This window comes from Pedobacter sp. CFBP9032 (genome assembly GCF_034045265.1).
In the GTDB taxonomy this organism is placed as follows: Bacteria; Bacteroidota; Bacteroidia; order Sphingobacteriales; family Sphingobacteriaceae; genus Pedobacter.
In genome coordinates this window covers 108,163-130,074 of record NZ_JAXCWE010000013.1, presented here as the reverse complement: position 1 = coordinate 130,074, position 21,912 = coordinate 108,163, and the positions used below count along the sequence as shown (strand labels likewise).

Here is a 21,912-nt window from a genome sequence, read left to right as displayed (position 1 = left end):
TATGAGTGAAAAGGTTAAACTACCAAGTGGTATAGTATCGTGTCAATATTCTGTAGATGGAATAGATAAGGGAACGATTAAAAACGGGGAGAATATTCTGTTAAAAACAGGACAGACACACCGCTTTTATCTGGATCCTGAAAAAGGAAATTTGGGTGACGGTACCAAAGATAAAACTGCTACTTCAAATCAAGGTAAGTGGGCATATATTCTATCATATCTGTGGTCAAAAGCTAAAGATATGAAGGGTAAAGAAGTTTTCCCATCATGGGGTAGGATAGGAAATGTGGAAAATACTAGCTTTGTTGAATATTGTGGTATCGGTCAACAATATAAATTAGGGTCATATATTGAATTCACTCCTGGCGGAAATGATTTTTGGTTAGGAAACTCATACCGGATGGAGGTTTTTAATAATATTCCAAACAAGGGTTTCAATTTTAATTTCTTCCCTGTAAACAAGCCTGATATTCGTTTTGCTTATTTCGATGAACAAAAAATTGAAACTGATGTAACTGCTCTCGGAATTAATGATGGATTGTATCATTACGGTCAAACTATTGATATTCATGTATTTACTCACTTATTGCCAGCAAAACTAGAAGATAAATATAATGTTGCAACAGAAAGAAATTTCGAAGATCTTGTTTTGGAAATTATCTTAACTGACATGGATGGTAGTCCTTTGCTGCCAGATCCTATAATAAAAGGCAGTTTATCAAAATATTATGTGCAGGAAAATGGAACTTCAGCCAACGCCGAATTTAAAGTCCCCTTTTTTATCGATCCAAACTGGAAAGGAAAAATACACTTTAAGGGAGATTTAAAGAAGGATTATTCAGTAATTATAAAGATTAATAACGCCAAAACAAAGGCTGAATACAAGCATCAGTTAAATGCTGAAAAAGTACTCAATATAAATCCGACAACTAAGGACGTTGAGGAGACAAAGGTGTCTCGATATATCTTAGTTAAGTATGAAACTGCAGCTACTATTTTAAAAAACTTTGAGATCAGTAAAAACAACCAAATTCAGTTTATTGGCGATGTTCAGTATCAAAGAAAAGAATTTGATCCCTGTGGATATTCAAAAATAAGTGTTACTGAAGACGATGGAAAGCGAAAGCCATTTGATTTATTTGATGAAGATGCAGCAGTAATTGATCGCACTACCCTTTATTATGATGTAATTAGGGGAGACAAAAGGAAAGGCCTGAAAATAGATTTGGTAAATCTAAAAAACAAAGGGGTTATGTGTACAGGCGTGCTTTTGGAAAAAGGACAACATCACAGCGACATACACAATGTTTTTCAAATGAAGAACGTGGTATTGCCTTTTAAAAACGAACAGAACAAATATATAGTAGAAGAAGACAATACTCATAAAAAGCAATTAAAAGCTGCAGGAATACCAATAACAGAGGAGAATAAAAAAGATTATGATTATAAGGCCGATCCCTCTCAGAGATCCAAAAATGTTTCTGTTGTCCAGAATTTAAAAGAAAATATAGATTATCAATATGCTGGAGATAGTTTGAAATTTCTCCCTCATTATATTTACAATAAAACAGTAGGTGAAGATATCATGGGTTATGACATCAGTAATTCAGCTTTGGATAAGTTATGGCCGCTGCGGTACCTTTTTTTAGGGGAAAGTAATGCGCAAACATATTTTATACCTGTTGGAAGCTGCCGTTATCCAAACCAGTTAGCAAGAATCCGTGTATTTCCAGATGTAAAGTGGAAGGTTTCATTTCTTTTTAGCGATAAAAAAACTCCTCAGAGTTTTGCCTCTACAGGAATGCCATCAGATGGACAAAGAACTACCGGTGATGATACGCCCTATCATCCTGAGGAGAAGAGGAAAAGTATCTATGAAGAAAATGTACAAAAGGCAAAGGATGCAACTGCTAAAAGAAAGGCAGGAGGAAAAACCTATGATTTCGATTTAACAGTATCCTGTAATATAAATGGAGAATCGCACGAATTTGCTAAAAATATCGCTGAAAAGATAGACAGATTTGCATCTATCTTTGCTAAAGTAAAACAAACGGTTGATACGTTGTGCCATAATGATGAAAAGCATGCCCTGAACACAATGAAAAAAATTCCTAAACCGAAGGGAATGCCGCTTTATATAAAATTCGATTACCCCAGTATTAAGATAGATGGCTCATGGGAATATGCCGTACAGCCAGATCCAACGCCAAATACTGTAGAATCCAGTGGTAAAATAACCATGGGCTTTGAGCCCTTGATCAAGGGTGAAGGAGGGATAGATTTAATAGCGCTTGCGCTTTTGCTGGCTAAAGGGGTACCGGTTGTAAGCCAAGTTTTATGGGCATTGGAATTATTGGAAGATGGAGTTGAATTAATTGCTAATTGGAGGGGATATGAGGTTAGTAAAAAACTAGAGTTTAATGTATATGCTTTTTCACAGATTGATGCCCGTGTAGAAATTCCATTTAATACTAAAGATTATGTTAGCTTACAAGTTGATGGCCGGCTTGGCATTGGTGCTCAACTCAAGATGGAAGCGGGAGTTGTGAAAAAGGGAGTGAATTTAGAGGCCGATAAAGTAAAATCAGGCTTTGGTATAGCAGTAGATGCAAAAGGCGAAAGTTTTATTGAACTGCTTGGGTCAGCAGGTATTGAAAAAGGAAATAATAAGGGATTATTTCTTGAACCCAAAATAAATTTTGGAGGAGTAAAGCTTACTATAATTGTTAAAAGCCTTGGTAAATCTGATGGTAGCTCTAAAACAAAAGAACGGATTAATAAACCTATCTGGATTGTAGAGAAAAAGTCGGATATTATTGAGTTGAAGAGATTCCATCCGTTTGCAGACTAGAATTATGAAAATAAAAATACTAATTAGCGTAATAAGTTTATTTGTTCTAAATAGTTGCGCACAAAACAAATCGAAAATAAACATGAATACAATGATTAACGAGGCATATGAAACCACCCCAAAACATAATAAGCAGCCTATGTATGGGCTACAGGTAGATAAAATGGGCTGCCGTGTATCAATTTCGATAAATGATGAAACGTTGGGTAACTATTTTGATATAGGAGGGTTCTCTACCACAGAAACGATTAATGGTCATATTGTAAGATCTGGAAATCAGACATTAAAAGTAATGGTATATCCCCGGAATGGAGCTCAGTTTATTGATGACTTGGCCCACATTAAATTGGAACTATTTTTTGTTGCGCAGAAGGGAGATCCAATGGATAGCTATAAAAATTTGAAAACAATTGAATTACCTAAAGGACTTAAAGATAAAAAGTTACCTTATTTTGAAATCAATGTTCCATTTGAAGCAAATGTACCTTGGGATTATTCTTCATTTTATGACAACTTGGTTGATCTCAGAAAAGTTCCGGATATAGAAAAAAAGGTGGTTAGTGAGTATGAAAAAATAAAGAATATGATCGTGGCTAACGACCAAAATAGTTACGTTAATTTGAGGGTTAAAAATAAGAAAATGGAATACGAAACATTTTATATGACTAAGGATGAAATTAAGGAATATATAGAGTCGATAGCAAAGGATGCAACTCCTTTGGAAAATAAGGAGGTTTTACCAATCAAAAATTATGAATTGGTCTTTGAAAAGGGAGGAAAGAAAGTTTTATTAAGAGACAAAAACACGAGAGACGGGATAATCAGAGTGGAATATGGAAGTATTAATACCGAAGGCGATTATAAAGGGCAGAAAAGCAAAGAAATGTACCTCAGTCCAAATTTGATACTAGCGAAGGGCAAAACAGAATTTGAATCTTTGTAAGGTATTAATTAAAAATAACATTGGAAAGAACAGACCATGGATATTTAGAGAATGAGTTGAAGATCAAAATCTCTCCAAATTTTCCGAGAATAAATCCGAGTGATCAATTGGAGATTTTTGAAGCACATAACGACTTTAAATATCTAAGCATTCTTTCCCTTTTACTTACAGCGCTTTTATATTTTGTAGACCCGGCCTTATTGCTTGTATTTTTTTCTAACATTATTTTTATTGGCATACGCTACCTGTGGAATTTTAAGTACACATTTAAGAAGAAACCTTTAATAGTTATAAATAGTATAGGCATTACAGAAAAAGATCATTTATATATTTGGCCAGAAATATCTGATCTTTCTTGTTCAGAAGAATTTAATAACGAGCGGGGTATGTTTACTAGTACGCATTTTAGGTTTATCTATCATGGTGATGTGAAAAAAATTTATATTGGTGGGTATAATAAATCCATTGAAGAAATTATTCATTATGCAGCAGTGTTTAGGAATAGATAAACTTATATATAACCGAAAAGAATTACTTTAAAGTAGTTCTTTTTTCAGTGCTATGAGTATAAGCATTTGAAAAGTGAAGGTGATAACCGAATTTTGGCAGGAAGGAAGCAATTAACCTTACAAAGTCGATTTCAAAAGCTAAGTCTGAATAATTTCTTTCCTATCGAAAATTATCAAATAATATTTTTAGGTGGAGGAAAGTTAGTTGCAATTAGAATTCCAAATGAACCAATTGGATTAAAATTTATTTCTGATGATGAAACGGAAAGTGTAGTCTACGAACAGGCAATCTTTCATAGAAAAAATAAAGGGGAAGCACTTTCTTTAATAAGATAAGTTTACATTAATAATAGGAAAGCGTATCGATGGAGCAGTTGTATATCAATGGTATTTAAATGATATCGTTGTACAGTTAGATAGAGATCTGAAACAAGAAAAAGAAAGCTCAAATATTGGAGGTAAATGGGTAGAAAAAAAAACCTGCCATGTAAAATTAGCCATTTATAATAAAGCATTATTAGATGATAAAATAAAAAAAGCATTAAGTAGAAATATTCCTTTTTTATTATACCAAAAAGAACATTTTGTAAAGGAAATCAAATAAATTCGAGTAAAATTAAAAGAAAAGAAGATTAGTTCTATATAATGAATTCTAGGAAGAACCGATTACGGTCATCTGATTAAAAAAAATATATGTTGGCTAAATATCTTAATCATGGCAAGTAAACACCTAAACTAATAGAAGACAATTCAAGAGTAGGAATTTAAATCATCTTCTGAAAATTCTGTAGCCAAAAGTAACAACTTGTCCAAAAATGCTACAATTTTTTGATCTATACACTGTAGTAAAAATCAGACTTCAGTTATTTTCAAAAAAAACACATTGATCACCACATAGAAAATCTTCGTTCTAGAAGCTCCCAATTAATTATTATTAACTAAACACATTTGTTAGCCATTCTGTATGAGTCAGATACATTGAATTTGGCCTGATATTTGGGCAAACGAATTTGAGCAGCGGAGGCTGCAATAACCTATTTATTTAACCTTTAAATTTAGAAACTATGGCTTTCAAAGCTAGATTGAATTTTTCAGGCAAGGAGTACGATGTACTTCATTGTGCCTATGCATTAAACCGCGATGTAGATGCTAAAGGAAGACCTTCTTCCGGAGTTTACGGCGGCACCATTGATATTGAGATCGAGTCAACCGAAGACACATCAATAATCGAAGCAATGGTAAATAACCAGTACAAACCCATTACCGGAACCCTTTTGATTAAGAAATCTGAAGAAGATGCCAAAATGAAGGAAGTTGATTTTGAAGATGGCTACATTGTAAAGTATTCCGAAGGAATTAACATTGTGGGCGATCACCCGATGACACTTAAATTCCAGATCTCGGCCAGAAAGCTGAAACTCGGAAATGCGGAGCATTTAAACGATTGGCCTAAAGCGTAGAAGGGAAAAGGTTAGGATTGGTTAGGGTTGAGGATTGTTTAGATAAATACTTCTAATACGCTAATCACTTAAAAGTTTAGTATTAGTTAGGGTTTAGGATAGGTTAGAAATTCATCTAAACTGCTAACCCATCCAACCTGCTAACCACTTGATGGTATTGAATAAGGTTTAGGATTTTTAGATAAATCCTTTTAACCTACTAATCCATCTAACCAAAATTCATTTTTCAAAAACATTTAAAACTTACCACAATGGCATTTAAAACCAGATTAACATTAGGTTCAAAGGAATTTGATGTATTACAGTGCAGCTTTTCATTAAACAGAGATGTAGATGCTAAAGGGCGTCCATCTTCAGGTGTATATGGTGGAACCATCAACATCGAAATCGAATCTACAGAAGATACTTCGGTAATCGAATCGATGGTAAATAACCAGTATAAGCCCCAATCAGGAACGATTATTTTCAAAAAGGGAGAAGAAGACGCTAAAATGAAAGAGTTAACTTTTGAAGATGGTTACATTATTCAATATAGTGAAGGTATTGCGGTAAACGACAATACACCAATGACACTTACTTTTGTGGTATCTGCCCGTAAACTCAAACTGGGTAATGCAGAACACGAAAACGATTGGCCAAAGGCTTAAATTGATTTACTTTAGACAGTGGGGCCACCTGCTGTCTAAAGTATAATATTGCTTAAATGCATTGCAATTATTGTAAATGGTTTAGCTATGAAAAAAACGAAGACAATAAAAATAGTAAAGCCATCTCAGCCAACAGATCTCGAATACATTAAAATGTTTGATGACTGTGTAATCGACCCTACAAAAATAGGAACAATTGATAAGGTAATAGATGATCACATCAGCTCTAGTAGAAATCGATATACAGATATCTCCGATCAGGTAGCTGGAAATTCATCAGTAAAACCGATATCATCAGCTTTTGGATCTAGTCCAATGTTTCAGCCTGCAGTTTTTTCTGATCAGCTTAATCCAGTGAATACATTTTTCACCAGTGTTCAAGCTAACGCTTTTGAAAACTCATTTAATAATGTTTTAGCTGGATCGTCCAAAATTCCATGGTATTTCATCGCATGTGCACATTATTTGGAATGTAGTTTCGATTTTAAAAAACATCTACATAATGGAGATCCACTGTCAGGCTACACCATAAGGGTACCGGCGAACAGGCCAAAGGTTGGTCATGGGCCACCATTTACTTTTGAAGAAAGTGCAGTTGATGCCCTAAAGCTGATGAAATTAAATGAAATATCGAACTGGAATTTACCAACTGTACTACGTAAACTGGAAGCCTATAATGGATTTGGCTATTTTAAATACCACAGTGTAAATTCGCCTTACCTTTGGAGTTACTCTAATCAATATCAAAAGGGGAAATATGTTGCCGATGGAAAGTTCGATGCTGAAGCCGTATCAAAACAAATGGGCGCTGCGGTAATTTTGAAAAGGATGGAGCAGCGTACATTAATCTACATACCAAGGCACTAACGATATGAAAGTGATTAAAAACCTAACCATATTAATTGTTTTGCCTTTTCTAATCTGTTGTACAACGGAAAATGGGCAGGTACAAGGTAAGGAACAGATAGAGCAGGATCAGGCATTAAATGATACAGCAACAAAACAATTTTCTAAACACCTTACTGATGAACAAGAATTTAGAACGCTTTTTGAAAACTTAAAAAATAGCCTCAAAAAGAAGAAATTAAATAATGTGGTTTCACTATTGAATTTTCCTTTTTACACTAGTCACAAAGAAGTATCTAATGGTGTGGGTATCCCCGTTGATCCCATTAGCTTAGCAGAATTTAATACTTATAAGTCTTCAATTTTTAATGCAGACGTTTTAAGAGTTTTACCTTTGTGTAAGGAAGATAATCTATCAGAAATTGATGAGAAAACGGATGAGGTCTATTATCAGTCCCTTAAAAAATTAACAGACTCGGGCAGTAAAATGTACGAGGTTTATATGCAGTATCCAGAAACGAGTACACAAGCCGAAAGTTATTTTAGCTTTATTTTTGGTAGAGTAAATGGCAAATTTAAAATACTTTCTACCTACGCTAAATGGCCTGTTAAATAATCATTTCAGATCAAAAGAAGTGATGTTCAAGCCAGTGGCAAAATTTAAATTTTATTCCTTTTTGCGGTAAAGGATGAACCTGCTGATGCAACGACTACGCAACCCACAGCAATACATTCAGTAACCGAAAGGTATTCTTGTAAAAAGGCAAAAGCTGCCAATGATGCCATTGCAGGCTCCAAACTCATTAATATACTAAACGTTCTTGCAGGTAATTGTTTTAAAGCACCAATTTCCAAAGTGAAGGGGATTGCACTGGAAAGTAATGCAAGCGCTGCACCAAGACCTAATAATTTAGGACTTAAATGGGATAAGCCACCACTCAAAAAACCAAATGGTAAAATAATAATAGTGGCCACTAACATTCCTAGTGATACAGCTTCACCACCTTTCATAATTTTTGATATTCTACCCCCAAGGATAATGTATGTAGCCCAGAATACACCGGCAAGTAATGCCAATAAAACTCCAGAAATAGCTAAGCCATTGCTGGTCCAGGGTGCTATCAAAGCAATGCCAATGATAGATAATGCTACCCAGATAAAATCTATAATACGCCTGGAACCAAAAATTGCCAGGATCAATGGCCCTACAAATTCAAGAGTTACACCTAAGCCAACAGGAATACGCGCTATCGCGAGATAAAAAACCATGTTCATCATGCCCAGGGAAGCTCCGTAAAGAATTACGTATTTCCATTGTTTAGGATTAAGCTTAAAAAGGTTAGGACGGAAAGCAATCAGAAGAATTGCTGCTGATAGCCCAATTCTGAGTGATGCTGTAGCTGCTGCACCTATTTCCGGAAAAAGCCCTTTAGCAATCGCTGCTCCGCATTGTACGCTTATAATAGCAATTACAACTGCCGTAATGGGTGGAATATTAAATTTGAGTTTCATTAAACTGGAAAACGAGCGACGAAATTACATATTTCCAGTAGTAGAAACACTTTCTATTTTTTTTATTGCCTTTCTGTTATAAACCAAAAAGGCACGGAATAAATCCGTGCCCTTTGAAATAAATCGTGTTTTTATTAGCAGAAAAGCTCCTGCTCATCCCGGTTCTCAGTTGGGATTTTTTTTAGGAAATCATCAAATCCAGAACCAATATTGTCCGAATAGATACCATAAGCATCTAACATATATCCGATATTCTTATCTGAATCTTCAACCAGATACAAAACTGAATTATCTGCAGGATCTGAATCTCCCTCAAAACGGTAAGTTTTAACAATTGTTAAATCTTCCGGCTTATAGATTTTATCCAGAGATTTACTCTGCATCTTCCCGTGATCGGTCATTTTTAATTCATTATCTCTTCCTTTCAGCCTCAATTTCTCTAAAATTTGACTCAAAGTATTCATTGCAATTGGCTGTTCCATAGTTTATATGATTTTACGTATCTATTAAACACCTGGCGTTTAAAATGGTTTTGTGTCTTTTATTTAATATCAAACCAAATGATTATCAATCTGTTTCATACTTAACTAAATTTAAATTGTATGAAAAAATATTTTCTTGGCCTGGCCATAGCCAGCATTGCGTTCATAAGCGCATGCTCACAAAAAGAAACAGAACTTGCATCGGCAAACCTTTCTGAAACTGCAGATCCGTCAAAAAGTATTGGAACGGTTAAGTTTTATGGATTAAGCGATGGCAAAATCAAAATGGATTTAAAATTAAAATTCGCAGCCAGAGCAGATAGCAATGTAGCCGTTCATTTTCATGAACATGGCGATTGCGGGGATATGGGCGAAAATACCCACGGACACTGGAATCCGACAAAAGAAGACCATGGAAAGTGGGATTCCGGCGCTTATCACAGTGGTGATATCGGTAACATTAAGCTAGATTCGAAAGGCGAGGGTGAAGTTTCAATCACTACAGATAGGTGGAGTGTGCAGGATGGTGATGTAAAAAATATAATAGGAAGAGGAATTATTGTGCATGGTGGAACTGATGATTATAAAACACAGCCAACAGGGAATTCTGGTCCTAGAGTAGGTTGCGGCGTGATAGAATCCGCAAAATAAAATTTTAAAAATCATTTTAAGGCGGTTAAAATTTAATCGCCTTTTTTTATGCAATTTGATTAAAGTTGTCATCCTGTTTTAAAACCTAAAAACATGGCAACACTAAACGAAACTTCAAGCGGCAAGGTCGTAAAAGGTAGAACAAGAAGAACAGCACCAAGAGTATATCTTACTGCTATGGTTGATCTGATGTTCTTACTCACAACATTCTTCATGCTCACTACATCACTCAGCAACCTAAATGCTGCAGATATAGCCAAGCCAGATCCATGTGAAAATTGTAACATGGAGTATCCTGCATCCAGAACAATGACCGTTCTGCTTGGGAAAGATCATCAGGTAGTTGGGTATTTGGGAACAGCAGAAGAGGCAAAAATGAAAATCACTCCTCTCAAAAGTATTCAAAAAGCGATTGGTGACAATGAAGCCCGAGTGGCCAAAGCCAATCACAACGATGTTTCTAAGTATATGTTGGTGATCATCAAACCCACAGCTACTGCTAAATTTCAGGATTTCGTAGATCTGATCGATGAAATGAAAATAGCTGGAATTAAATCATACACAATTGATGATGGCAATATTTTGCCAGAGGAGATCAGTTTTTTGAAGACTAATAAATTGTAATGATTTGGAAATAGAAAAGGCTTTGCAGTTTGCAAAGCCTTTTCTATAAATTCCAAAAGCTATTAGATTTGAAAAGCAGACTTTACTTGATCTACGAAATCCAATTTCTCCCAGGTAAACAACTCTACAGTAACGGTTTTTTCTTCACCGTTTGGTGTTCTGAAGGTTTTAGTAACGGTTTCTGGCGTTCTGCCCATATGGCCATAGGCAGCCGTTTCACTATAAATTGGGTTTCTTAATTTCAAACGTTGTTCGATAAAATAAGGACGCATGTCGAAAATTGATTCCACAATCTTCGCAATCTCCCCATCAGTTTTACCAACTTTACCAGTGCCATACGTGTTAATGTAAATTCCCATTGGTTTTGCAACACCAATAGCATAAGATACTTGTACTAAAATCTCATCAGCAATACCAGCAGCGACTAAATTTTTTGCAATATGGCGTGTAGCGTAAGCAGCACTTCTATCTACCTTACTCGGATCTTTACCAGAAAAAGCACCACCACCATGGGCACCTTTTCCACCATAAGTATCAACAATAATCTTTCTGCCAGTTAAACCAGTGTCGCCATGTGGTCCACCGATAACGAATTTACCAGTTGGATTAATGTGGTATTCAATTTTATCATTAAACAAATGAGCGTATTGAGGATTACTTTTAATGATTCTTGGAATTAAAATCTCTACTAAATCTGTTTTGATTTTGGCAAGCATTGTTGCTTCTTCATCAAAATCATCATGTTGAGTTGAAATTACAATCGCATCAATGCGTACAGGTTTATTGTGATCATCATATTCTAAAGTAACCTGACTTTTCGCGTCTGGACGTAAATATTTTATTTCATCGTTTTCGCGTCTTAAAACAGCTAGTTCCTGTAATAATTTATGAGAAAGATTTAAGGCCAATGGCATATAATCTTCTGTTTCGTTGGTAGCATAACCAAACATCATCCCTTGGTCGCCAGCACCTTGTTCCTCTTTATTGCTTCTGTCTACACCCTGATTAATGTCTTGAGACTGCTCATGTATGGCGGATAAAATACCACAAGAATTAGCTTCAAACATATATTCACTTTTGGTGTAACCAATTTTCTTAATTACATCACGTGCAATTTGCTGTACGTCTAAATAAGTTTTAGATTTTACTTCACCAGCTAAAATTACCTGCCCGGTAGTAACTAAAGTTTCGCAGGCTACTTTTGATTCAGGATCAAAAGCTAAAAAATTATCAATTAACGCATCCGAAATTTGATCGGCAATTTTGTCTGGGTGGCCTTCAGATACAGATTCTGATGTAAATAAATACGACATCTATTAAATTTTAATGATAAATAAACATTTATAAAAGCGCCAACGACCCCTGGAAACAGGTTGTAAATGATTGGAGGAGGTATTAGCACTTTTTTTTAAGTGGTTGCAATCCGTTCCGAACGTGTTCGGAATAGCAAATCGGTCCACTATATAATGCGACAAAATTAGCATATTTTCTTTATTTCAAAAATTATAGATTATTTTGTACCCTCATTCTTTACGTTTTGCACACAAAGCACAATATACTTTTTATCATCAACCCTATTTCCGGTGGGAAAGGGAAATTACGTATTCCGGATTTTATCGATAAATACCTCGATAAGGAGAAGTTTAATGCAAATTTTGTATTTACGGAATATGTTGGTCATGCCTCAGAGTTGGCCGATGAAGCCGCAACTAAAAATTTCGATATTATTATTGCAGCCGGTGGCGATGGAACCATCAATGAGGTAGCCACAAAAGTGCTCCAGCATAATAAAATTTTGGGAATCTTACCTTTAGGGTCAGGGAATGGCCTTGCCAGGTTTCTTCAGATTCCCCGAAATCTTCGCTATGCAATTTTAGCCATCAACCGTTTAAAAACGGAGAAAATAGATACGGCTACCTTTAATAATAAGCATTTTTTTAACTTAGCAGGAATGGGTTTCGACGCTCATTTAAGCGCGGTTTTTTCCAGCGACAAGAAAAGAGGATTGTCAGGATATGTAAAGTTGGGGCTAAAGGAAGTATTTGGTTACCGAGCCCAAAAATACAGCATCAATATTGATGGAAAAGAAATTTCCAGAGCAGCATTTGCCGTTACCGTAGCCAATTCTTCGCAATACGGCAATGATGTATTTATTGCGCCAGGGGCATCTGTTAAGGATGGTTTGCTGGATGTTTGTATCATCAAACCGTTTAGTTTATTGAAACTGCCCATGCTTGGTTACGTGATGTTGAAAGGAACGGCAGAAACATCAGAAATGATCGAAATTATTAAAGGAAGAAATATTCAAATTACGCGTGAAAAAGCAGGTGCTGTTCATGTAGACGGAGAGCCTTTGCAAATGGGTACAACAATAGAAGCTTCCATTAATCCGCTATCATTATCTGTTATTGTACCATAGCTTATTTTCACATTCATAATTTCCTTTACCTTTGCAATATGAAACCTAAAAAGAATAGCTTGAGTGATCTGGGCGGAATAATGTTTTCAACCAATCCTGATTTTGAATACCAGGAAGAGGTAGATGATACGGTCACCTCACCAAATAATCACCAGGATTTGAGGGTTATGCTGGATAAGAAGAACAGGGGAGGGAAAGCTGTCACATTAATTACGGGCTTTAAAGGGCGTTCAGAAGACCTAGATATACTGGGAAAGATGCTCAAAACTAAATGTGGTGTTGGTGGTTCAGTAAAGGATGGAGAAATTATGATTCAGGGAGATGTTCGGGATAAGGTAATGTCTATCCTTCAAAAAGACGGTTATAAGGTTAAAAAAGCTGGGGGTTAATCGTTTCGCTTCAAATTCTTGATATGGCATAGCAGAAGAGTTTAAAAGAAACTTAAAATTATCATTCTCTTTCCTGCAGTAAAGCACGCTTGCAAGTTTCTCTTCTTTAGGGATTAAATTATACTTAATTCTTCTTATTGGTTTTGCTAATCTTATTTATAACTACTGCCAGGTAATTATTTTTTAGTAAAATATTTCCTCATTTTATCAACTAGCTTAGTGTATTTTTTTTGATTTTTATTAAGCCTAAATAAGTACGTAAGCTACTGATTTTCAATTTATTAATTAATAGTGTATTTGCTACAATATGTAAATATTTATGTTTAAATGCTGGTTTTTGTGGTGGATAACTCATTAACTTTGCGTTACTAACCAAATATTATTTATGAGCAAAAAGAAATTACAGTCTCCAGATTTAGGCTATTTAAATCTGGCAACAAACGTTACTGTAAAGTATCAATTATCTCCAATGGAATTAATTGATGAAGCACTATTAAACAGGGAAGGCGTACTGTCTTTATCAGGTGCTTTAGCAGTTGATACCGGAAATTTTACTGGTCGGTCGCCAAAAGACAGGTTCATTGTTTGCGATAGGGTTACCGAAGATACCGTTTGGTGGAGTGATGTTAATATTAAAATCAGCCCTGATAAGTTCGATCATTTGTTTCGTAAATTAACTACTTACCTTGCAGATAAAAAAATCTATGTACGGGATTCATCAGCTTGCGCTAATCCTGCCGATACCATTTCGATTAGGGTAATTACTGAAACTGCTTATCAGAATCTTTTTGCAAATAATCTTTTTCTTCGTCCTGATCGCGATAGCTTAGGCCAGCAGCCAGAATGGACGGTTATCGCAGCACCAGGTTTTCTTGCAGATCCAAATACAGATGGCACACGACAAGAAAATTTTTCTGTAATTAATTTTTCAAAAAAAATGATCCTGATAGGGGGAACGGGCTATACCGGTGAAATTAAAAAAGGAATTTTCTCCGTATTAAATTTTATTCTTCCACTATACAAAAATATCTTACCCATGCATTGTTCGGCTAACGTTGGCCGAAATGGAGATACGGCTATCTTTTTTGGTTTATCAGGTACTGGTAAAACAACTTTATCTGCAGATTCTGAGCGGAATTTAGTAGGAGATGATGAACATGGCTGGGGAGATACATCAGTTTTTAATTTTGAAGGAGGATGTTATGCGAAGTGTGCAGACTTAACAGAAGAAAAAGAACCCCAGATTTTCAAAGCAATCAAATTTGGTGCGTTACTAGAAAACATTAATTTTCTGCCAGGAACACAACAGGTAGATTATTCCAATGTTGATAAAACTGAAAATACAAGAGTAGCTTACCCGATTGATTTTGTAGATCATGCAGTTCTACCTTCAATTGCAGCAATTCCGAAAAACATTTTCTTCTTAACTGCTGATGCCTTTGGTGTACTGCCACCCATTTCAAAACTAGATGTGGAACAGGCAATGTTTCATTTTCTAAGTGGTTACACCGCCAAAGTTGCGGGTACTGAAGCTGGAATTACGGAGCCTCAACTTACTTTCTCTGCATGCTTTGGTAAAGCGTTCTTACCATTGCATCCATCAATCTACGCAGAAATGTTAGGAGAAAAAATGAAAAAGCACGAGGTAAATGTATGGCTGGTAAATACAGGCTGGAGTGGCGGGCCTTATGGAGTAGGTAAACGAATGAAGTTGAGCTTTACCAGGGCAATGATTAGCGCAGCTTTAGCCGGAGGGCTGGATCATCAGCATTACAAAAAGCACCATGTTTTTAAATTGATGATTCCTTTACATTGCCCTAACGTGCCGGATGAAATATTAGACCCTTCAAAAATGTGGAGTAACCGCGAGGAGTATTTTATAAAAGCTTATGAACTCGCAAAAGCGTTTGAACAAAATTTTAAACAATATGAGCAACCCAAAGTGTCAAAAGTACACCAGCAACCGTTAAAATTGTGTTAAATGAGGCTTAAAATGCTTTTTTTGGCCAAAAAATTTGCAATTAGATTTTATTTTAGTTTTCATTGTGAAAGAATTGCCTCCGGCTGAGGCAATTTTTTGTTATACACACAGTATATTTACCGGAAACTAAATCTTAAGTAACGATTTAATTGTTTATTGATTTATTAATTTGTAATTTAAAATCAATTTATAAATTTGTTTTTCGCAACAAAATCAGGTCACATTCGTTGTGTGTAGTACAAAAGTTAAAAAGCTAAAAATTAAAAACAAGAACTAAAACTAAAAATTAAAAAAAAATGGCAAACGCACCAAAACCAACAACTGTTAAAAAAGAGAGCTCTTCAAGTGCATCAAATGTTTTCGCAACTTTGGTTATTCCTATTTGTATCGTAATTGGCTTTATTATCTGGAGATTCGTATTAGGTGATCCTTCAAACTTTATTGACAATAACAACGAAAATTTACCATTACCAAACAACTATCCAGGTACAGCGTACAAAGGTGGTCCAATTGTGGCAATCTTAATTGGATTATTATTAACCGTAATCGTCTTCTCTATCGAACGTTTAATCGTAATTGGTAAAGCAAGCGGAAAATCTAGCTTAGATACTTTCATTATCAAAGTAAAAGGTTTATTAAATTCAGGAAATATCGAAGCTGCTAAAGCGGAATGCGACAAACAACAAGGATCTGTTGCTAACGTAATTAAATCAGGTTTGAAAAAATACAGCGAAGTTGAAGCTGATACTAATTTAGATGTTGAGCAATCAATCGTTGCCATTCAAAAAGAAGTAGAAGAAGCTACTGCATTAGAAATGCCAATGCTAGAACAAAACTTAACCATTATTGCTACATTGGTATCTATCGGTACATTGATTGGTTTATTAGGTACAGTATCAGGTATGATCCGTGCATTCGCCGGTTTAGCAAACTCCGGTGCTCCAGATCAATCAGCATTAGCAGTAGGTATCTCTGAGGCGTTAATTAACACAATGACTGGTATTGCGGTTTCTACATTAGCGATTATTATGTATAACGTGTTAACTTCGAAAATTGATAAGTTAACTTACGCAATTGATGAGGCTGGATTTAGCATCGTTCAAACTTACGCTAGCTCGCATAAATAATATTTTGAAAAAATTTTTACCGGCTTTATGGAAAACCGGGAAAAAGATCATCATTATTAAAAGTAAAAAATATTATGCCTAGAATTAAAGTTAAAAGAACCAGTACCGTAACAGATATGACAGCCATGTGCGATGTTGCAGCTCTGTTACTTACGTTCTTCATATTAACTGCTACGGCGAAACAACCAGAACCACTAGCGGTATCCACGCCTTCATCTACGTATGAATTTAAGGTGCCGGCAGAGAACAATGCAATATTAACCATTGGGCAGGGTAAGGTTTTCTTCGAGGTGGCAGGTCCAAAAGTTAGGGCTAGAACATTAGAGCTTATTGGAGACCAATATAAGATCAAATTTACCCCAGAAGAGATTAAAAAATTCTCTTTGGTTTCAAGTTTTGGTGTTCCTGTTGCTAGCCTTAAGTCTTTCCTAGCTATGGATGGTGGAGATCGTATGAAACCAGGTGTTCAAACCGGTATTCCTACTGATTCAACAGATAATCAGTTGAATCAATGGGTTCTACAAGCTCGTACAGCAACCGCTGAAGTTAATCAACAGCCAATGCGTGTGAGTATCAAAGGAGATTCAAAAGAAGAATATCCGGTAGTTAAAAAAATCATTGATGTATTGCAGAAGCAAAAAGTAAACAAATTTTTATTGGTTACTAATTCTGAAGCTAGAAAAAAATAAGAAATGGCAGAATTAAACACAGGCGGGAAGAAAGCCACGCCAAGAGTCGATATGACGCCGATGGTAGATTTGATGTTCCTTTTGGTAACGTTCTTTATCTTAACAACATCAATTTCTACGCCACAGGCAATGGATATTGTGAAACCTGATAAAGATGATAACAATCAGGAAAACAGATTGGAACTGAAAGCTTCTAAAACCATGACTATTTTATTAGGTAAAAACGATAAGGTAGCCTGGTATATGGGAGAAGCTGGTGCAACAGCTCCAACGTTTGAGAATTTATCTCAGGTTGAAAAAGCGATTATCGATAACAGAAAAGTTGCTGACGCGTCAGGAGTGAAAGGTGATTTCGTTGTGTTGGTTAAGCCAACTACCGGATCTAATTTCAAAAACTTTGTAGATATTATGGATGAATTGGAAATATTAAAGGTTAAAGTTCGTCAGATTGATGATGATAATATCCTTGATAATGAAAAAGAAGCCATGAAAGCTCAGGGTATTTTATAATTTGTTAAATCAGTAATCATGTCAAAATTAGATATTTTAAGAAAGGAGTGGATTGAAGTAGTTTTTGCTGAAAAGAACAAAAGCTACGGAGCCTACCAATTGCGTAAAACCAATGGGGCCAATACCACACGGGCATTAATTATTGGTTCGATATTATTTTTAGCGTTTTTCTTTGCTCCAAAAATTTACGGCCTTATTAAAGGCTCAATGGATGAAACAGAAGTAGTAGAAAAAGCAAAGGAAGTAATTATTGCACCACCGCCACCAGTAAACCCAGAAACACCACCACCACCACCAGTAGAGCCACCACCACCAAAAGTGGATCAGGTGAAAATGCCACCTCCAATCGTAAAGCCAGATGAGCAGGTACGTGATGAGGAACCACCAACAGTTGAAAAACTGAAGGAAGCAGATCCTGGTCAAAGGGATATTAAAGGTGATCCTACTGCTGATATTGTAATCGCTGAACCAGTTGGTGAAGGTCCGAAAAGAGAAGCTGCAGTTGCTGTAGATGATAATAAAGTTTATGACTTTGTTAGTATCGAAAAGCAACCAGAATACCCGGGAGGTATCGCTAAGTTCTACAAGTATTTAGGTGGAGCGATTAAATACCCGCCAATGGCACAAGAAAACAACGTACAGGGTAAAGTATTTTTATCTTTCGTTGTGGAGAAAGATGGTAAACTAACAGATATCCAGGTTACCCGTGGTTTGGGTAGTGGAACTGATGAAGAAGCTATCCGTGTATTGAAAGCTAGTCCGCGTTGGAACCCAGGTATCCAAAATGGTAAGCCAGTAAGGGTAAAATATAACATCAACGTTAACTTTACATTGAACTAATAGTGAATGTTAAATTTTGATATTTTTAAGCAAAAATCGCCTAAACAGCGGTTTTTGCTCATTTTAGGCCTAGTCACCTTTGTTTTGTATTTAGTAATGGGACTAGCCTTTATATTTTGGTCACCCCTGGCAATACGATTCAATTTTATACCAGCATGGGGCCGTATTGCTATAGGCGTATTTTTAATTTTTTACGCTTTTATCAGGCTGCTGAGTCTGGGCAGAAGGGATTAACATTTAAAATGAAAAACATACTATTTATATTTATCGTTTTGGCTTTCGTTTCTTGCAAAAGAAAAGAGAAGACGGCGCAGGTTGAAGAAACCCGAACTAGTGGTGTGTTGAAAATGCTTGTTGATGAAAGTGTAAGCCCAATCGTTCAAGAGCAGATGGATATTTTTAGCTTGGATTATCCTGAAGCGAAATTTCAACTCACTATTAAGCCTGAAGAGAAAATCATTCCTGCTTTTTTAAACGATAGTGTAAGAGTGATTGTAATGCCGAGATTACTTACTAAAGCGGAAGAAAAGTATTATACCCAACGGGGAATCAGGATTAACTCCACTAGGTTTGCAGTTGATGGTATTGCATTAATAACAAATAAAGACAATATTGATAGCACAATCACCGTTAAAGAAGTTATTGATATTTTACAGGGAAAAGGATCAGGTAGAAAATTAATTTTTGATAACGCTTACTCAAGTACCTTTCAATACTTTAAGCAATTGGCCAATATTACCCAGTTTCCTGCCCAAGGTGTTTATTCAAAAAATTCAAGCGCAGAAGTTATTAAACTAATTGCAGAAGATAAAAACTTTATAGGTATTTTAGGCGTGGATTGGGTTTCAGATAGAAATACAAAATATGCTAATTACCTCACAAAGATCAAAACACTTGGAGTTAAAAACCTGAAAGGAAAACCAGGTGATGATCAATTTTACAAACCAACACAAGATAATTTGATTAATGGAATCTATCCTTTTTTAAGAAACGTAAATATAATAGATTGCGAAGGGAGAGATGGTTTAGGCACAGGATTTGCAACATGGTTAAGAAGTCAGAGAGGCCAGCTTATTGTACTTAAATCTGGACTTGGTCCACATAAGCTAATGCCGAGAGAAATCAACCTGACAAAAGGGAAATAAATAACAAATTATAATTGAACCACGAAGTTATCTCAACAGACACTTCATTTTTATTAAAAAAACAGAATATCCGATGAAAATTTCAAAGAAAGCAATAACCTTAAATGTAGGTTTGGTGTTGATGGGTTCTGCAGTTTTTGCTCAAAATTTAAATGACGCGAAAAAAGCCATTGACGCTGAACAGTATCAGAAAGCAACATCAATGCTAAAATCATTGGTAAGCTCACAAGCATCAAACGGTGATAATTATTATAATCTTGGTTTAGTTTATTTAAAAACCGGTTATATTGATTCAGCCCGTGCTGTTTTCACAAAAGGTGTAACAGCTGATGCTAAAAATAACTTAAACCTAATTGGTTTAGGTGAAGCAGATATGTTATCCAACAATCCAACTTCTGCTAAAACCAATTTCGATAAAGCAATCGAATTGGATAAGAAAAATTACAAAACATATTTAGAGATTGGTAAAGCTTATTTAGCTCAGGATAAATTAAGTGATGACGTATCTAAACCAGATTTCACTAATGCCTTAGCGAATATCACTAAAGCTGATGAGTTAGATTCGAAAGATAAAGATGCTGAGGTTTTCTTAGCATTAGGTGATGCTTATGCATTACAAAAGAAAAATTCAGAAGCGTTAGGCCCATACATGCGTGTTGGTGATGTAGATCCAAACAATCGCAGAGCTAAAACGCAGATTGGTAAAATGTATAAGGAATCAAGAGCTTTCCCTGAAGGAGAAAAAGAATTACAAGAGGTAATTGCTGCTGATCCTAATTATGGTCCTGCTTACCGTGAACTAGGCGAGCTTTACTTACAGTGGAGTAGCTTTGGTACTGATCAGGAAAAAGCTAAAAAAGGAATTGAGAACTATAAAAAATATATGGATTTAACTGATAAATCCTTAGAGTCTCAATTACGTTATGCACAGTTCTTGTTTTATGCAAAAGACTTCCAAACGTTAGAACAGGTTGCTTCTGCAATTCAAGTGCCTGCTAATGATTCTAAATCTTCAGTTGTATCCAGGATGAAAGGTTGGGCGGCTTACGAGAATAAAAACTATCCTCAAGCCTTAACGAGTATGAACGATTTCTTTGCTAAAGAAAAAGATCCAAATAAAATTTTGGGTTTTGATTATTTGTATTTAGGTAAAGCACAATTAAAATCAGGTCAAGATAGTTTAGCATTAATTAATATTACTAAAGCAGTTGAAAAAGATACAACTAACGTTGACGCTTTAGCTGAGGTTGCGAAAACTTTCTTCGATGCCAAAAAATATGCTAAGTCAGCACAGATTTATGACAAAGTTATTGCTGCAAGTCCAAATGGCAAAGGTGTTTTATATAGCTATTTTTATGATGGTTTAGCTTATTATTTCGATTATGCAACTCAGTATTCAGCTAAGAAAAATCCATCGAAGGATCTATTAGTTAAAGCAGATTCTTCTATTGCAAAAGTAGCTCAACTTGCTCCAGAAACTACTGATGCATATTTATATCGTGCAAGGGTTAATAGCTTATTAGATGATGAAAAAGCGCCAAAGGGATTAATGGTACCTCATTTCGAAATGTTTATTAAAAAAGTAAATGAGAAACCAGAATTAGTTACGCCTAACGCTAAAAAATTATCAGAAGCATATGATAACCTTGGTGGATATTATTTCAATACAGATAAAGCAAAAGCAAAGGAGTATTTTGAAAAAAGTGTAGCCGTTTACCCTACAGGTACTTTCGCTACCGCGAAGTTGAAAGAACTATCTGCTCCAGCAGCTAAAGGAAAAGGTAAATAAATTTCAAGTTAAAATAAATTAGAAAAGGCAGAGTTTGGTTACTCTGCCTTTTTCTTTTACTTTTGCATCAGAAGATATTAATTATGCAAGCACAAAGTACCTCAATCGATTTTTTACCAATTATATTTCAAGTAGTTGTTGCTTTAGGTTTCGTTGTAACTACTCTAGTGGCTACACACTTTTTAGGCCCAAAACGTAAAACAAGTGATAAGCTTGAAATTTTCGAGGCAGGTGTTAAAAGCGTAGGTAATGCCCGTCAGCCTTTCTCCATTAAATATTTTGTAGTAGCCATCCTTTTTGTATTGTTCGATATTGAAGTGATTTTTATGTACCCTTGGGCCGTAAATTTCAGGGCTTTGAAAATGGATGGAATGATAGAAATGTTCATTTTTATGGGAACATTGCTACTAGGCTTCATCTATGTGATTAAGAAAAAAGTACTGGATTGGAATTAATTCTTATCATTGCTTAAATTTCTCAGTAATGATTGTAACAGGC

The 21,912-nt window shown here is 35.5% G+C and carries 23 protein-coding genes; 20 read left to right on the top strand and 3 right to left on the bottom strand.

Annotated elements, in window-relative coordinates; all coding sequences use genetic code 11:
• The first annotated feature begins 1 nt into the window (after position 1).
• From SOM16_RS20165 to SOM16_RS20130, 8 genes are all read left to right on the top strand, one after another.
• Positions 2 to 2,851 (top strand): hypothetical protein, encoded by a 2,850-nt coding sequence (locus SOM16_RS20165; RefSeq protein WP_320465797.1) that lies wholly within the window; start codon positions 2 to 4, stop codon positions 2,849 to 2,851.
• An 82-nt stretch (positions 2,852 to 2,933) separates the two neighbouring features.
• The gene (locus tag SOM16_RS20160; protein WP_320465796.1) at positions 2,934 to 3,794 is read left to right on the top strand and encodes a hypothetical protein; all 861 of its coding nucleotides are present in this window, start codon (positions 2,934 to 2,936) and stop codon (positions 3,792 to 3,794) included.
• A gap of 20 nt (positions 3,795 to 3,814) precedes the next feature.
• The gene (locus SOM16_RS20155; protein ID WP_320465795.1) at positions 3,815 to 4,303 is read left to right on the top strand and encodes a hypothetical protein; all 489 of its coding nucleotides are present in this window, start codon (positions 3,815 to 3,817) and stop codon (positions 4,301 to 4,303) included.
• A gap of 66 nt (positions 4,304 to 4,369) precedes the next feature.
• Positions 4,370 to 4,639: a hypothetical protein gene (locus SOM16_RS20150; protein ID WP_320465794.1), complete on the top strand. Its 270-nt coding sequence runs from the start codon at positions 4,370 to 4,372 to the stop codon at positions 4,637 to 4,639.
• A 728-nt stretch (positions 4,640 to 5,367) separates the two neighbouring features.
• Entirely contained in the window at positions 5,368 to 5,763 is a 396-nt protein-coding gene (gene tssD / locus SOM16_RS20145; RefSeq protein ID WP_029288480.1) for a type VI secretion system tube protein TssD, read from the top strand.
• Between the two features lie 251 nt (positions 5,764 to 6,014).
• Positions 6,015 to 6,410: a type VI secretion system tube protein TssD gene (tssD, locus tag SOM16_RS20140; RefSeq protein ID WP_029288482.1), complete on the top strand. Its 396-nt coding sequence runs from the start codon at positions 6,015 to 6,017 to the stop codon at positions 6,408 to 6,410.
• A gap of 87 nt (positions 6,411 to 6,497) precedes the next feature.
• Positions 6,498 to 7,277: a hypothetical protein gene (locus SOM16_RS20135; RefSeq protein ID WP_320465793.1), complete on the top strand. Its 780-nt coding sequence runs from the start codon at positions 6,498 to 6,500 to the stop codon at positions 7,275 to 7,277.
• A gap of 4 nt (positions 7,278 to 7,281) precedes the next feature.
• Positions 7,282 to 7,872, top strand: a complete 591-nt coding sequence (locus SOM16_RS20130) for a hypothetical protein (protein WP_320465792.1) — start codon at positions 7,282 to 7,284, stop codon at positions 7,870 to 7,872.
• A 44-nt stretch (positions 7,873 to 7,916) separates the two neighbouring features.
• Here the strand turns inward: SOM16_RS20130 and SOM16_RS20125 are convergent, their stop codons facing one another.
• Complete coding sequence (locus tag SOM16_RS20125; protein WP_320465791.1) at positions 7,917 to 8,768, bottom strand: DMT family transporter; 852 nt, start codon at positions 8,766 to 8,768, stop codon at positions 7,917 to 7,919.
• A 134-nt stretch (positions 8,769 to 8,902) separates the two neighbouring features.
• Complete coding sequence (locus tag SOM16_RS20120; protein ID WP_320465790.1) at positions 8,903 to 9,250, bottom strand: hypothetical protein; 348 nt, start codon at positions 9,248 to 9,250, stop codon at positions 8,903 to 8,905.
• 120 nt (positions 9,251 to 9,370) lie between these two features.
• On the opposite strand from SOM16_RS20120, the gene SOM16_RS20115 reads away from it, so the two are divergent.
• Together SOM16_RS20115 and SOM16_RS20110 are read left to right on the top strand one after the other, a co-directional pair.
• Positions 9,371 to 9,901: a superoxide dismutase family protein gene (locus tag SOM16_RS20115; protein WP_320465789.1), complete on the top strand. Its 531-nt coding sequence runs from the start codon at positions 9,371 to 9,373 to the stop codon at positions 9,899 to 9,901.
• 93 nt (positions 9,902 to 9,994) lie between these two features.
• Positions 9,995 to 10,525 carry a biopolymer transporter ExbD gene (locus tag SOM16_RS20110; RefSeq protein WP_320465788.1) on the top strand — a complete coding sequence of 177 codons (531 nt, stop codon included), beginning with the start codon at positions 9,995 to 9,997 and terminating at the stop codon, positions 10,523 to 10,525.
• A gap of 62 nt (positions 10,526 to 10,587) precedes the next feature.
• Here the strand turns inward: SOM16_RS20110 and metK are convergent, their stop codons facing one another.
• Positions 10,588 to 11,838 carry a methionine adenosyltransferase gene (gene metK, locus SOM16_RS20105; RefSeq protein WP_320465787.1) on the bottom strand — a complete coding sequence of 417 codons (1,251 nt, stop codon included), beginning with the start codon at positions 11,836 to 11,838 and terminating at the stop codon, positions 10,588 to 10,590.
• A 224-nt stretch (positions 11,839 to 12,062) separates the two neighbouring features.
• On the opposite strand from metK, the gene SOM16_RS20100 reads away from it, so the two are divergent.
• The 10 genes from SOM16_RS20100 to SOM16_RS20055 all read left to right on the top strand — a co-directional run bounded on the left by SOM16_RS20100 (position 12,063) and on the right by SOM16_RS20055 (position 21,869).
• Positions 12,063 to 12,944: a diacylglycerol kinase family protein gene (locus tag SOM16_RS20100; RefSeq protein WP_320465786.1), complete on the top strand. Its 882-nt coding sequence runs from the start codon at positions 12,063 to 12,065 to the stop codon at positions 12,942 to 12,944.
• 38 nt (positions 12,945 to 12,982) lie between these two features.
• Positions 12,983 to 13,333, top strand: coding sequence for a translation initiation factor (locus SOM16_RS20095; RefSeq protein ID WP_320465785.1), 351 nt, complete (start codon positions 12,983 to 12,985; stop codon positions 13,331 to 13,333).
• A gap of 385 nt (positions 13,334 to 13,718) precedes the next feature.
• On the top strand, positions 13,719 to 15,314 hold the full coding sequence (gene pckA, locus SOM16_RS20090; protein ID WP_320465784.1) for a phosphoenolpyruvate carboxykinase (ATP): 1,596 nt from the start codon (positions 13,719 to 13,721) through the stop codon (positions 15,312 to 15,314).
• Between the two features lie 296 nt (positions 15,315 to 15,610).
• Positions 15,611 to 16,441, top strand: a complete 831-nt coding sequence (locus SOM16_RS20085; RefSeq protein WP_320465783.1) for a MotA/TolQ/ExbB proton channel family protein — start codon at positions 15,611 to 15,613, stop codon at positions 16,439 to 16,441.
• A 74-nt stretch (positions 16,442 to 16,515) separates the two neighbouring features.
• Positions 16,516 to 17,130: a biopolymer transporter ExbD gene (locus SOM16_RS20080; protein ID WP_320465782.1), complete on the top strand. Its 615-nt coding sequence runs from the start codon at positions 16,516 to 16,518 to the stop codon at positions 17,128 to 17,130.
• Between the two features lie 3 nt (positions 17,131 to 17,133).
• Complete coding sequence (locus tag SOM16_RS20075) at positions 17,134 to 17,640, top strand: biopolymer transporter ExbD (RefSeq protein ID WP_320465781.1); 507 nt, start codon at positions 17,134 to 17,136, stop codon at positions 17,638 to 17,640.
• An 18-nt stretch (positions 17,641 to 17,658) separates the two neighbouring features.
• Positions 17,659 to 18,480, top strand: coding sequence for a TonB family protein (locus SOM16_RS20070; protein WP_320465780.1), 822 nt, complete (start codon positions 17,659 to 17,661; stop codon positions 18,478 to 18,480).
• A gap of 242 nt (positions 18,481 to 18,722) precedes the next feature.
• Complete coding sequence (locus SOM16_RS20065; protein WP_320465779.1) at positions 18,723 to 19,625, top strand: substrate-binding domain-containing protein; 903 nt, start codon at positions 18,723 to 18,725, stop codon at positions 19,623 to 19,625.
• 73 nt (positions 19,626 to 19,698) lie between these two features.
• Positions 19,699 to 21,414: a hypothetical protein gene (locus tag SOM16_RS20060; protein WP_320465778.1), complete on the top strand. Its 1,716-nt coding sequence runs from the start codon at positions 19,699 to 19,701 to the stop codon at positions 21,412 to 21,414.
• An 83-nt stretch (positions 21,415 to 21,497) separates the two neighbouring features.
• Entirely contained in the window at positions 21,498 to 21,869 is a 372-nt protein-coding gene (locus tag SOM16_RS20055) for an NADH-quinone oxidoreductase subunit A (RefSeq protein ID WP_154279603.1), read from the top strand.
• Positions 21,870 to 21,912: the final 43 nt, after the last annotated feature.

What these genes read in the sequence shown, in the direction of transcription:
- SOM16_RS20080 (WP_320465782.1), top strand. Translation starts at nt 16,516, where the DNA reads ATGCCTAGAATTAAAGTTAAAAGAACCAGTACCGTAACAGATATGACA.
- SOM16_RS20055 (WP_154279603.1), top strand. Translation starts at nt 21,498, where the DNA reads ATGCAAGCACAAAGTACCTCAATCGATTTTTTACCAATTATATTTCAA.
- SOM16_RS20085 (WP_320465783.1), top strand. Translation starts at nt 15,611, where the DNA reads ATGGCAAACGCACCAAAACCAACAACTGTTAAAAAAGAGAGCTCTTCA.
- SOM16_RS20135 (WP_320465793.1), top strand. Translation starts at nt 6,498, where the DNA reads ATGAAAAAAACGAAGACAATAAAAATAGTAAAGCCATCTCAGCCAACA.
- pckA (WP_320465784.1), top strand. Translation starts at nt 13,719, where the DNA reads ATGAGCAAAAAGAAATTACAGTCTCCAGATTTAGGCTATTTAAATCTG.
- metK (WP_320465787.1), bottom strand. Translation starts at nt 11,838, where the DNA reads ATGTCGTATTTATTTACATCAGAATCTGTATCTGAAGGCCACCCAGAC.
- tssD (WP_029288482.1), top strand. Translation starts at nt 6,015, where the DNA reads ATGGCATTTAAAACCAGATTAACATTAGGTTCAAAGGAATTTGATGTA.
- SOM16_RS20130 (WP_320465792.1), top strand. Translation starts at nt 7,282, where the DNA reads ATGAAAGTGATTAAAAACCTAACCATATTAATTGTTTTGCCTTTTCTA.
- tssD (WP_029288480.1), top strand. Translation starts at nt 5,368, where the DNA reads ATGGCTTTCAAAGCTAGATTGAATTTTTCAGGCAAGGAGTACGATGTA.
- SOM16_RS20065 (WP_320465779.1), top strand. Translation starts at nt 18,723, where the DNA reads ATGAAAAACATACTATTTATATTTATCGTTTTGGCTTTCGTTTCTTGC.
- SOM16_RS20060 (WP_320465778.1), top strand. Translation starts at nt 19,699, where the DNA reads ATGAAAATTTCAAAGAAAGCAATAACCTTAAATGTAGGTTTGGTGTTG.
- SOM16_RS20070 (WP_320465780.1), top strand. Translation starts at nt 17,659, where the DNA reads ATGTCAAAATTAGATATTTTAAGAAAGGAGTGGATTGAAGTAGTTTTT.
- SOM16_RS20160 (WP_320465796.1), top strand. Translation starts at nt 2,934, where the DNA reads ATGAATACAATGATTAACGAGGCATATGAAACCACCCCAAAACATAAT.
- SOM16_RS20115 (WP_320465789.1), top strand. Translation starts at nt 9,371, where the DNA reads ATGAAAAAATATTTTCTTGGCCTGGCCATAGCCAGCATTGCGTTCATA.
- SOM16_RS20075 (WP_320465781.1), top strand. Translation starts at nt 17,134, where the DNA reads ATGGCAGAATTAAACACAGGCGGGAAGAAAGCCACGCCAAGAGTCGAT.
- SOM16_RS20165 (WP_320465797.1), top strand. Translation starts at nt 2, where the DNA reads ATGAGTGAAAAGGTTAAACTACCAAGTGGTATAGTATCGTGTCAATAT.
- SOM16_RS20095 (WP_320465785.1), top strand. Translation starts at nt 12,983, where the DNA reads ATGAAACCTAAAAAGAATAGCTTGAGTGATCTGGGCGGAATAATGTTT.
- SOM16_RS20125 (WP_320465791.1), bottom strand. Translation starts at nt 8,768, where the DNA reads ATGAAACTCAAATTTAATATTCCACCCATTACGGCAGTTGTAATTGCT.
- SOM16_RS20110 (WP_320465788.1), top strand. Translation starts at nt 9,995, where the DNA reads ATGGCAACACTAAACGAAACTTCAAGCGGCAAGGTCGTAAAAGGTAGA.
- SOM16_RS20120 (WP_320465790.1), bottom strand. Translation starts at nt 9,250, where the DNA reads ATGGAACAGCCAATTGCAATGAATACTTTGAGTCAAATTTTAGAGAAA.